The following is a 735-nucleotide window of genomic DNA, read 5'->3' as shown; positions in this document are numbered from 1 at the left end:
TCCAATGGGGCTTTGCAACTTTGGGTTATTCTATTTGAGCTTTTAACCTTCCTTTTGACATTCCCTCATTTATTACCTTCTTTTGACCACTAATTTACCCCTTTCACCTTCGTGAAATGTTTTAAAAAAATGAAAAAAGTAATCCTAACCATCCTGGCCATTTACGGTATAGCACACCTTGCTATGGCCCAAGGAAATGACCACAACAACCAAAATGCAGTGGGTGCCCAGAGCGGGGGGCATAGGGCACTCGAAAATAACCACATAACGGGGAATAATAACGACCATAATAAACAGTCCGTTCTTTTTAGGCAAAATGGCAATGGCGATCCACATGAAGTTAATAATAACAATTTGATTGATGGCAATCGTAATGAACAAAATCAACAATCCGTGTGGGCCCGACAAGATGGGGATGAACAGCAAATTAATGACGTAAATGATTTTGAAGGCAATAACAACAATTGGAACACCCAAAGGTTAAGAGCCCGGCAAGACGGAGAACTGCAAGATATCGATTTTAGTAACGAAATTGATGGAAACCGAAATGATGGAAATAGCCAAATAATTGAGGCTGATCAGAATGGGGATGATCAGGACATTGACGATGTAAATCAAATAAGTGGTAATAACAATGACCACAACCGTCAAGAAATCTGGGCTAGCCAAGAGGGCGATAATAACGATATTGTTGAGGATATTAATGAAATAAATGGCGACAGAAATGATTGGAAT

The 735-nt window shown here is 39.5% G+C and carries 1 protein-coding gene; it reads left to right on the top strand.

The features are described from left to right. Positions 1-129 precede the first annotated feature (129 nt). Positions 130-735: hypothetical protein (locus E1171_RS00475; RefSeq protein WP_155203045.1), on the top strand; the 606-nt coding region annotated here is incomplete at its 3' end.

The organism is Xanthovirga aplysinae, from assembly GCF_009711365.1.
Lineage (GTDB): Bacteria > Bacteroidota > Bacteroidia > Cytophagales > Cyclobacteriaceae > Xanthovirga > Xanthovirga aplysinae.
Note: the sequence above shows the minus strand (reverse complement) of the source record. Positions and strands in the feature narration are given on the sequence as shown.